This window comes from Achromobacter maghribensis, from assembly GCF_057334215.1.
Map to the genome: position 1 here is coordinate 113240 of NZ_JBHFII010000004.1, position 10418 is coordinate 123657.

12 protein-coding genes are annotated in these 10418 nt (G+C 63.9%); 5 read left to right on the top strand and 7 right to left on the bottom strand.

Annotated features, from left to right (window positions below):
• The 3 genes from ACE039_RS01290 to ACE039_RS01300 all read right to left on the bottom strand — a co-directional run.
• Positions 1-739: carboxyl transferase domain-containing protein (locus tag ACE039_RS01290; protein WP_485821488.1), on the bottom strand; the 739-nt coding region annotated here is incomplete at its 3' end.
• A gap of 102 nt (positions 740-841) precedes the next feature.
• A complete protein-coding gene (locus ACE039_RS01295; RefSeq protein WP_485821459.1) occupies positions 842-1822 on the bottom strand; it encodes a Bug family tripartite tricarboxylate transporter substrate binding protein in 981 nt (326 codons plus the stop codon).
• Positions 1823-1921: 99 nt separating this feature from the next.
• Entirely contained in the window at positions 1922-2890 is a 969-nt protein-coding gene (locus ACE039_RS01300; protein ID WP_485811914.1) for a tripartite tricarboxylate transporter substrate binding protein, read from the bottom strand.
• Between the two features lie 170 nt (positions 2891-3060).
• On the opposite strand from ACE039_RS01300, the gene ACE039_RS01305 reads away from it, so the two are divergent.
• From ACE039_RS01305 to ACE039_RS01315, 3 genes are read left to right on the top strand one after another with little or no spacing between them, the layout of a single operon-like run.
• Positions 3061-4515: an aldehyde dehydrogenase gene (locus ACE039_RS01305; protein ID WP_485821460.1), complete on the top strand. Its 1455-nt coding sequence runs from the start codon at positions 3061-3063 to the stop codon at positions 4513-4515.
• Positions 4488-5480, top strand: a complete 993-nt coding sequence (locus ACE039_RS01310; RefSeq protein WP_485821489.1) for an NAD(P)-dependent oxidoreductase — start codon at positions 4488-4490, stop codon at positions 5478-5480. Before ACE039_RS01305 ends, ACE039_RS01310 begins: the two co-directional genes overlap by 28 nt.
• A gap of 17 nt (positions 5481-5497) precedes the next feature.
• A complete protein-coding gene (locus tag ACE039_RS01315) occupies positions 5498-6214 on the top strand; it encodes an IclR family transcriptional regulator (protein ID WP_485821461.1) in 717 nt (238 codons plus the stop codon).
• A gap of 34 nt (positions 6215-6248) precedes the next feature.
• On the opposite strand, the gene ACE039_RS01320 is transcribed toward ACE039_RS01315, so the two are convergent.
• The 4 genes from ACE039_RS01320 to ACE039_RS01335 all read right to left on the bottom strand — a co-directional run bounded on the left by ACE039_RS01320 (position 6249) and on the right by ACE039_RS01335 (position 8532).
• Positions 6249-6695 (bottom strand): GNAT family N-acetyltransferase, encoded by a 447-nt coding sequence (locus ACE039_RS01320; protein ID WP_448712012.1) that lies wholly within the window; start codon positions 6693-6695, stop codon positions 6249-6251.
• Between the two features lie 100 nt (positions 6696-6795).
• On the bottom strand, positions 6796-7050 hold the full coding sequence (locus tag ACE039_RS01325; protein ID WP_485821462.1) for a hypothetical protein: 255 nt from the start codon (positions 7048-7050) through the stop codon (positions 6796-6798).
• Between the two features lie 301 nt (positions 7051-7351).
• A complete protein-coding gene (locus ACE039_RS01330; RefSeq protein WP_448712010.1) occupies positions 7352-7642 on the bottom strand; it encodes a hypothetical protein in 291 nt (96 codons plus the stop codon).
• Between the two features lie 161 nt (positions 7643-7803).
• Positions 7804-8532, bottom strand: coding sequence for an IclR family transcriptional regulator (locus ACE039_RS01335; RefSeq protein WP_448712009.1), 729 nt, complete (start codon positions 8530-8532; stop codon positions 7804-7806).
• Positions 8533-8627: 95 nt separating this feature from the next.
• Here ACE039_RS01335 and ACE039_RS01340 point away from each other — a divergent pair, with 95 nt between their 5' ends.
• Complete coding sequence (locus ACE039_RS01340) at positions 8628-9596, top strand: Bug family tripartite tricarboxylate transporter substrate binding protein (protein WP_485821463.1); 969 nt, start codon at positions 8628-8630, stop codon at positions 9594-9596.
• Positions 9597-9705: 109 nt separating this feature from the next.
• Entirely contained in the window at positions 9706-10389 is a 684-nt protein-coding gene (locus tag ACE039_RS01345; protein ID WP_485821464.1) for an RraA family protein, read from the top strand.
• Positions 10390-10418 lie beyond the last annotated feature (29 nt).

The window sequence follows — 10418 nt, forward strand, 5'->3', positions numbered from 1 at the left end:
CGGCGGCGCCGGTCGCGCGCGGCGGCAATTCATGCACCGAGCGCGGCAGATAAGACAGGAAACGCCGCGCCATGGCGAAGGCGTCCGCTTCCGAATCGGCTTCGTCGTCCACCACGCCATTGCGGGTATGGATGTCGCTGCCGCCCAGTTCATTCTTGTCCAGCGTCTGGCCGATGCGCGCCACCACCGGCGGGCCGGCGATGAAAAGCTGCGAGGTCTCGCGCACCATGACGGCGTAGTGGCTGGCAGCGACGCGCGCCGCGCCCAGGCCCGCCACCGACCCCAAGGCCAGCGATACTACCGGCACCGTGGCCAGGTTCTGCGCCATCAGGGGCCACATGCGCAGCTTGGGCAGCAACGTATGGCCCTTTATCTCGATATTGCGCACCGACCCGCCGCCGCCCGTGCCATCCACCAGCCGCAACAACGGCAGCCGCAGGTCATGCGCCATGCGTTCGGCCTCGACCAGTTTGTCGCCCACCGCGCCGTCATTGGCGCCGCCGCGCACCGTGAAGTCGTCGGCGGCCACTACCACCGGACGCCCTTCCACCTTGGCGCGGCCGATCAGCAGGTTCGACGGCGTCAGGTCCGTCAGGCGCCCATCGGCATCGTATTCCCCGTTGCCCGTCAGCGCGCCGACCTCGCGAAACGAGTCCGCGTCGACCATGCGCACAATACGTTCGCGCACCGGCAGCTTGCCACCCTCCCGATGCCGGCGCACCTTGGCCTCGCCCCCCATGCGCTGCGCCAATTCTTTGCGAAGCGCCAGTTCTTGCAGTTCTTTATCCCAGGACACGTGTGCTCCTCCCTGCCCATTGCCGATGCGGCGGTCGCCGCCCGATCAATCGATCTTGATATTGGCGCGCTTGATCAGCGCTTCGTTTTGCTTGAGCTCTTCCTCGATCTTCTGGCGGAAAGCCTGCGGCGATTGCGTCAGCGGATTGCCCTGCGCCGCCAGCCGTGCGCGCACGTCGGGGTCCTGGGTGACGGCTGCGATCTCGCGGTTCAGCCGGTCCACCACGGCCTGCGGCGTGCCCGCCGGCGCGAAGATGCCGACCCAGAACGAGATGTCGAAGCCGGGATACCCCAGCTCGGATACCGCGGGCACGTCAGGCAGGTCATGCCACCGGTTGGCGGACGACACGGCCAGCGCGCGCAGCTTGCCGGCTTTGATAAGTGGCACGCCGGATAACGTGTCAAAGCCGAAGTCCACTTCTTTGGACAGCAGGCCGGCTTCCATCGGCGCGGCGCCCCGGTACGGCACATGCAGCATCTGCACGTCGGACATGGCGGCAAGCTGCGCGCCCGCCAGGTGCATCAGGTTGCCGTTGCCGGCCGAGCCATAGCTGATTGTGTTCGGATTGCGCTTGGCCAACGCCACCAGCGACTTGACGTCGGTTACGCCTGCCACGCGGGGGTTCTCGGCGTTGATGGTCAGGATGAACGGCACCGACATCACCGTCGTCACCGGGGCAAAATCCTTCAAGGAGTCGTATTGCAGGTCCTTGTAGAGCAAGGGATTGACCGTGATCGAGCTGGAATTGCTGACCAGGATGGTGTAGCCGTCCGGCTTGGCCTGCGCGACGGCGCGCGCCGCGATCATGCCGTTGGCGCCGGTCTTGTTGTCCACGACGAACGTTTGCTTCATTCGCGCGGATAAGGCTTCGCCGACGATGCGCGCCACCGTATCGATGGTGCTGCCGGGGCTGAAGCCCACGACGAACTTCACCGGCGCATTGGGATAATCAGCGGCGCTTGCCACGAGGGGCGCCGCCGTCGACAACACGAACACGCTTGCTGCCAGCCATTTCGAAACTGCCATGATGTGTCTCCTCCGTGATTGCCTGAACCCGTGCCTTGCGCTGCATCGGCGCGCGGCTACGGGCTGTGTCTGTGCCTGGCTCCATGCCTGGCGTTGCGATTACTGCGCCGCGACGGCGCCGGACGCCTTGACGGCCCGGCCCCATTTCTCCTGTTCGCTCGACATGAAGGCGGCGAACGCCTGCGGGGTGCTGTTGACGACTTCCCCGCCCAGGCTTTCGATGCGCGCCTGCATCGCGGGGGTGGCCACGATCTTCGACACGTCTTCATAGATGCGTTGCGCTTGCGCCGGCGGCAGTGACGCCGGTGCAAGCAAGCCAAACCACGTCGCGGCCTCGAAGCCGGGCATGCCTGCTTCCGCAAAGGTCGGCACGTTGCGCAGCGCCTGCACGCGCGTGCCGTTGGCCACGGCCAGCGCGCGCAACTTGCCGGACTCGATCAACGGCAGCGCCGACGTAATCGTGGCCAGCATCATTTGCACCTGTCCGCCCGCCAGGTCCGTAAAGGCCGGCGCGTCGCCGCGGTAAGGCACGTGCGTGATGCCCGACTGCGTGGCGATCTTGAAGAGCTCACCGCTAAGGTGTTGCGCGGTGCCATTGCCCGGGGACGCAAAGTTCACCGACCCGCTGTTTTGTTTCAGGTAGGCCAGGAATTCCTGCAACGTCTTGGCGGGGATGGCGGGGTTGACCACCAGCACCAGCGGCACCTTGGTGACCAGCGTGATGGGCGCAAAGTCCTTGACCGGGTCGTAGTTGAGCTTGTTGTACAGATGGCCGCTGATCGTGTGGGCGGACGTGGTCATGAACAGCGTGTAGCCATCGCCCGGCGCTCGCGCCACCGAACTGGCGCCGATGGTGGTGCCGGCGCCCGCGCGGTTTTCAACGATGACCGACTGGCCCCACGACTGCGTCAGCTTTTCGGCGACGGCGCGCGCCACCACGTCGGTGGCGCCGCCAGCCGGATACGGCACGATCATCGACACGGGTTTGGACGGATAGGAATCGGCGTGCGCCGTTCCCGCAAACAGCGCCGTGGCACATGCCAGCGCGCACAAGACATTGCGGTGCATCGAGTTGTCTCCTCTTGTCTTCGAATGACGGTTTGTTTATTCTTATCGTTCCTGTAGACAGAACGCTTATTCTATTTTATATTTTTTCGGCCGCAGACTGTCAACGAGTAAATGCATCCAGGCTGCCGGTGGCCGCGCCAAAAATCCCATCAAGAGAGGAACATCACGTCATGTCCGAATCATCGGAAACCCTTAAATCCATGCTGATCGGCGGTGAATGGGTCGCCCAGCAAGACGCCGCCTTTGCGTCCATCAACCCCGCCACCGGCGCGCGAAATTATTTGGTGAGCGCGGCGTCCGATGCCCAGGTGGATCAAGCCGTCGACGCCGCCTGGCAGGCGCAACGCCAACCCGCCTGGCGCGACATGCTGCCGCACCAGCGCGCCGCCATCCTGCGTCGAATCGCCGACGGCATCGAGCGGCATGCGGATCTTCTGGCACGTTTGCAGATGATCGAAAACGGCAAGGTCTGGGCCGAATGCAAGACGCAAGTCGCCAGTTCGGCGGCGACTTTCCGCTACTACGCGGGCGTGTGCGAAACGCTGGGCGCCGAGGTTACGCCGGCGCGCGGCAACTACCTTTCCATGACGCACTACGAGCCCTATGGCGTGGTCGTGGCGATCACGCCGTGGAACTCGCCGCTGACGATGGAAGCGCAAAAGGTCGCCCCCGCGCTGGCCGCTGGCAACGCCGTGATCTTGAAGCCTTCCGAGGTGACCTCGTCACCCGCGCTGGTGCTGGGCCGCATCGCGCTGGAAGCCGGCTTGCCGCCTGGCATCCTGAACGTGGTCACGGGCCTGGGCGCCACCGTGGGCCGCCGCCTGGTGGAACATCCGGGGGTACGCATGGTGTCGTTCACCGGCGGCACCGCCAGCGGCCGGGCCATTGCACATGCCGCCGCTGAAAAGCTGATGCCCGTCGCGCTGGAACTGGGCGGCAAGTCGCCGCATATCGTGTTCGATGACGCGGACCAGGACGCGGCGATAGACGGCGTAATCGGTGGCATTTTCGAAGGCAGCGGGCAGTCGTGCGTAGCGGGATCGCGGCTTTACGTGCAGCGCGGCATCGCGGCCTCGTTCATTGAAAAACTGGTGGCGCGCGCCGCACGGCTCAACGTGAACCTGCCCGATGCCGCCGGCGCCCAGATGGGCCCGATCGCATCGTTCGGCCATCGCGACAAGATCGAAGGCATGGTTGAATCCGCCAAGCGCGACGGCGCGCAAGTGCTACTGGGTGCGCAGCGGCCCGACGACGACGCGCTGCAAGCGGGCGCGTTCTACCGACCCACCATCCTTGGTGGATTGGCACGCGATGCGCACGTGGTGCGCGAGGAAATCTTCGGCCCGGTCCTGTGCGCGCTGACCTTCGACGACGAAGACGATTTGATCGACCAGGCCAACGACAGCGTCTACGGCCTGGCGTCCGGCGTCTGGACGGCGGACTACCGGCGCGCGTGGCGCGTGGCCAAGCGCCTGGAAGCCGGCAGCGTGTGGATCAACACCTACAAGCAGCTTTCGATATCCACGCCGTTCGGCGGCTTCAAGCAAAGCGGCATCGGCCGCGAAAAAGGCGTCAGCGGGCTGCGCCTGTATCAACAATCCAAGGGCCTCTACTTCGGCATGTAAGCCGAGGCGTCCGTTCGCATTCTTTCCAGGGCCGCGACGACGGCCCGCCTTCTTCGGAGACTATCCACATGTCTGAATTTCAACGAGCCGGCTTCATCGGCCTGGGCGTCATGGGCGAACCCATCTGCCGCAACCTGGCCACCAAGGGCGGCCTGCCCGTGCTGGGCTGCGACACCGACGCGGCACCCTTGCAGCGCCTGGCTCCGCATGGCGTCCAGACCGCGACGGCCCAGCAGATCATGCGCGACTGTGACGTGGTGTTCCTGTCCCTGCCGTCCGGCGAAGTCGTGGCGCAACTGGCGCGCGCCGCGGACGGCTTGCTGGCCAATACGCGCAGTGGCCAACTGATCGTGGACCTGAGCACGTCGCCCGTTGACGTGACGCGCGAGCTGGCCGGCGAATTCGCCGGCAAGGGCGCAACATTCATCGACGCCCCCGTTGCCCGCACCCGCGCCGCCGCCGAGGCCGGCACCCTGTCCGTCATGATCGGTGGCGAGGCATCGACGTTTGAGCGGGTCAAGCCGCTGGTGTCCACCTTCGCCAACGAGATCACCTACTGCGGCCCGGTCGGCAGCGGCCAGGTCGTGAAGATCCTGAACAATATGGTGCTGTTCGAAACCGTGGTGGCGTTGTCGGAAGCACGCGCGATTGCGCGGCGTTCGGGCGTGGATCCGCAGGTATTGCTGGAGACTTTCACACGCGGATCGGCGGATAGCTTCGCGTTGCGCAACCACGGCTTAAAGGCTATTCTGCCCGGTGAATTTCCCGAAAAAGCCTTCCCCGTGGACTATGCCCGCAAAGACCTGCGCTACGCGCTGGCGTTGGCGGAACAAACCGGCGTACAAGCGCTGGGCGCCCGCAACGTTGACCACTGGTTCAGCGCCGCGTTGGACCAGGGCCATGGCAACCGCTATTTCCCGGTCATCAGCCGGGTGATCGATCCGGAGTCGGGAACCACCGCCTAACCATCCCTACCATTCCAATGAGTCGCACCCCTACTCAGGACAATTCCACTGACGGCGTCGCCGCCGTCGAACGCGCCCTGACCATCGTCGGGGCCGTTGCAGAACGCACCGAGCCCATCACGCTTGCGGACCTTTCCCGGGCCACGGGGTTTTACAAGAGCACGCTCTTGCGGCTTATTGCTTCGCTTGAAAAAGTGGCGCTGGTGGTACGCCGCGCCGATGGCCGCTATTCGCTGGGGCCCTATGCGCATCACCTGGGGCGCGCGTACGAAGCCACCTACCGCCTGACCGAAACCATCCTGCCGCTATTGCAAGGCCTGGTCGACAAAGGCACGGAAAGCGCGTCTTTCCACGTCTACCATGACGCGACCTCGCGCGCCTGCGTGCTACGCGTGGACTCGCACCATTCCACGCTGGACCGTATCCGCGTCGGCGACCTGCTGCCGCTGGACAAGGGCGCCGCCGGCAGGCTGTTGACGGCCTACCTGGTCGACGGCAAGTCGCCGGCCGAGGTTGGCCTGATGCTGACGTCGATGGGCGAACGCGACCCCAACTGCGCGGCGGTGGCCAGCCCGGTATTCGGCCCGGATGGCGACATCTGTGGCGCCATATCGTTGTCGGGCCCCAAAGAACGCTACTCGCCGGCCGCCGTCAAGAAGATGGCCAGGCTGGTGCAGGAAGCCGCGGCCGATGCCACGCGCGCCCTGGGCGGACGTTGGCCGTCCGGGAAGTGATGCCATCGTCGGATCCAACGACATGGCAACCGGGTCAGGGCAAGGTTTTGCGCATTCTCACTGCGTGTGAGAACTCCGTGTCCACGGTGGCGGCAAACAGAAATCCCGAAGCTTCGTAGAATGATCGCGCTCGATCGCCAACCACAACGTGGAGCGACCGAATTCCAAGCTGCGCTGCGCGATGCTCGGCTTCGTTGAGCAGCCGCGTTCCCACACCCATTCGCCATAGTTCGGGCGCGACAAACAGGTCTTCGAGTTCCGCCTCGGTGCCGGTCTCGGGGACTACCGTGATGAACCCGACGAGAACGCCATCTAGTTCGGCGACCATGGCGTATGGCAGACGTGCAGCGGAAAACTGCCCCGCCTCTGCCAGGGCAAGCAACTCGTCAACATGATCGCCCCACGCCAGCGTGGATCGCAGCTTGAGCGTGCCAAGGGCATCTTTGTCCGCGAGATGTGCCGCTCGAATCAAGACTTCCAAAGAGATTTTTCCTTATCTCGCGTTCGCGACCGGTTTCTTACGCCACAGGTTCTCACAATCGCACACTTCAGCGGAAGCGTTTCCAATTGATGACGGTCATTCATCGATCAGAGCCTCTTGCACCCATCAGACCGCGCATGGCAATGGCCAGCACCAAAAGCGCCAAGCCGGCGGCGGTCAGGGTTGCCGCCGTGTAGAAGGCGATCAGGGCCCAGTAAAGGAGGGGCTGCGCGGCTGCAAGGATGTCAGGTCCTTTGCGGTTGTTGAGCACCCCGGTGTGCAGGCTTTCCACCACTTCGGTCGCTCCGACAAAGCAACCCCAGCCGATCAAGGCCGCGACGGCGAAGGCCACCATCGACTGTATGCACGGCCGTCGGCGGCTCGGGGCATCCGGACGGCCCATCACGTGCTCACTGCGTTGGTAAACGTCACGAGGAAGGTGGTTCGGGGCGATGTCTCAGGCATGGCAGTTCGCTGATGCTGGCGGGAAAAACGACTTTACTCGAATGTCCTCTTTTGGATTTAGCGCCCGGTCGGCCAGAAACGGGCGTTTGACATCGAGGCCGCCGATCGCATGCAGGAATCCACTGCCACAGATTCAGGTTCGGCAGCAGCCGACGATCCGAGCGGAAACCGATCGCCCCTGGCGAGGGCGTTCAGGCGCTCAGGAAGCGAATGACTTCGGCCCAATCGTTAGTCGACAGGGCGACGTCTTCGAAGTCGCCAGCTTCCTCGTCGTAGCGCGAAACGCAGTAACGCTGGCTCCTGCCGGATGCGCGGTCGGCATAGTTGGCGTAGTCGACATACACTTTCAACGTGCCCTCCTCGTTCTCGAATGAGGGAGCAGCATCGATGTAGCTCGACGCGTCGAAATACCCTTCGGGTATGGTCGGCAGGGTGGTTATGTCGAAGTCGGGAAATTCGCGACGCAGTCGTTCAAGGTTCATAACGGAAGCATATAGAGGCTGGAAGCTGACATTTTACGTTGCGCACGCGTATCGCGGGATCACTGATGCCCCATGCGCAGGCTTTGCTTTTCACAGGCCAGCTTCCGTGAACCGAATCGGTTGACGCGAGCAACCGCCACCAACCATCACCCCGGCACTCACTACGCTTGTCGAACGCCCATCATCGACCGCGAAAGTCGACTGGCCGCGGTAAGAATGGGTTCCTTGAGCTCGAGCAGCACGCTTTCCGTCAGGCGCGAAATCGGCCCCGAGATGCAGATCGCGCCCTGCAACGTCCAGTTGATGCCGTAGACCGGCGCGGAAATGCTGGAGACTTCCGCATCGCGCTCGCCCAGGGAAATCATGTAGCCCGCGCGACGCACCGATTCGTAAGGCTCGCCCGGCTCTCCGGAAAACGCGAGCAGCACACGTCCCGGCGAGCCCAATTCGAGCGGCAGCGCCGCGCCAATCCGCACATGGTGGCGGATCGATTTGGGTCCTTCGACCCGCGCCATGCAAATGCGCTGTTTGCCCTCGCGCACATAGAACGTGGCGCTTTCCCCCGTGGTGGCCGATACATCCCTCAGGACCGGCTGCACGATTTCCGCAATGTTGAACGTGGCCTGGTAGCAGGCGCCAAGCCAACCGGCTGCGCGCGCCAGACGCCACGTGCCGTCTGGCCGTTGGGCCAGATAGTCGTCCATGGCGAGCGTGCGCGCCAAGCGCAATACGGTGGACCGGTGAAAGCCGGTGCGCCGGCTCAGTTCCGCCAGGGACAGATGGGTGTCTTCCACGCCGAACGCCGCAAGGATGCTCATCGCTCGACGCACGGCGACTACGCCTTCTTCTGCCGGGGACTCATCACCATCGCGAGGTATTTCTTCGTTCATTGTATGGAACACGTTTCATCTGACGAACTTGCATTGTATTGAACGGAACACCGATTCACAATGCCTCCACCAAAAACAACGATCGGAGACAAATCATGAAGCAGATCGCGCGTGTGCTTTCGGGCCTGGCCCTGGTGTGCGTGAGTGGCCTTGCCGCGGCGCAGGGCTACCCCAACAAACCCATTCGTCTGATCGTTCCTTTCCCGCCCGGCGGCGGCACCGATGTGCTGGCCAGAGAGGCTGCGCTAAAGGTGGCCAGCAATACGGGCTGGAACATCGTCACGGAAAACAGACCCGGATCGGGCGGCAACATCGGCGTGGATACCGCAGCGAAGTCGGCGCCGGACGGCTATTCGCTGGTACTGGGCCAAACCAGCAACTTGGCGATCAATCCCACGCTCTACGCCAAGCTGCCCTACGACCCCGAAAAAGACTTGACCGCTATCGGCTTGGTCGCGGACGCGCCGCTGGTGATCGTGGTTCCGGCCAACTCGCCGCTGAAGACCTTCGAGGACATGCTTGCCGCAGCCAAAGCCAAGCCGGAGTCCTTGAACTTCGCCAGCTCGGGCAACGGCACCGTGGCTCACCTGGCGGCGGTGCAATTGCAGAATGCCGCGGGCATCAAGCTCACGCACATCCCCTACAAGGGCGCAGCGCAAGCGTCCAATGACCTGATTGGCGGGCAGATCGACATGTACCTGTCATCAGTGCCCACGCTGATTGGCCACGTGCGCAACGGCAAGATGCGGGCGCTGGCAGTGACGTCGGCACAGCGCGTGCCCGATATGCCCGACGTGCCCACCATTGCCGAGCGCGGCTTTCCGGGATTTGAAGCCGTGACCTGGTTCGGCCTGGCCGCGCCGGCCGGCACGCCCAAAGACATCGTGCAGCGCCTGAATGCGGAGTTCAACAAGGCTCTGCAAGCCAAGGACCTGAGCGTGAAGTACCAGGAACAAGGCGCGCGCGTACTGACCAGCACGCCAGGGGAATTCGCCAAATTGATCCACGACGACCGCATCCGCTGGGGCAAGATCGTCGAAGAATCGGGCGCGAAGGTCGAGTGATTCGTCATGCAGGCCCGCTATTCCCCCCCCTGCAAGGTCATTCGCGAAGCCGGTATCAAGCCGGCCTGATCACTCCCCGCATCACCCTCTTCCCCACACAGGAATGCTCATGGCCCATCAAGACATCATCAAGGATTTTCCCCGCGTCAGCGCCGACATTGTGCGTCGCGCCGCGGATCTGCAACCCGCCATCCTGGCCGACGTAGCCGGCCGACGCGGCGCCCTTAACGGCCGCATCCGTCCGTTGCATCCCGGCATGAAGCTTGCCGGCACGGCGCTTACGGTTGAAGTGCGTCCCGGCGACAACCTCATGATCCACGCCGCGATTTCCCTGGCCAAGCCCGGCGACGTTCTGGTGATCGACGGCAAGGGCGACCTCAGTTCCGCGCTGATGGGGACCATCATGATGAACGCCTGCCGCAAGCTCGGCATCGTCGGCGTGGTGATGGACGGCGCCGCGCGCGACACGGTCGAGATCATCGAGATGGACTACCCGGTTTTCGCTGCCGGCACAAACCCCAATGGTCCGACCAAGAATGTCCCCGGCCGCATCGGTCATCCCGTGTCGGTGGGCGGCGTGACGGTCAATGCAGGCGACTTCATCATTGGCGACGCCGACGGCGTAGTCGTGGTCGAGCGCGAAAAGATAGAAGGACTGTTGCCCGCCGCCGAAAAGAAAGTGCGCGATGAAGCCGCGCGCATTGCCGCCATCCAAGCCGGCGACACCGAAGCCAAATGGCTTAGCGCGGCCCTGCGCGCCGCTGGCGTCCTGAAAGAAGGGGAATCGCTGTGAACACCGCCGCGGCGGGCAAGCCCGTCATC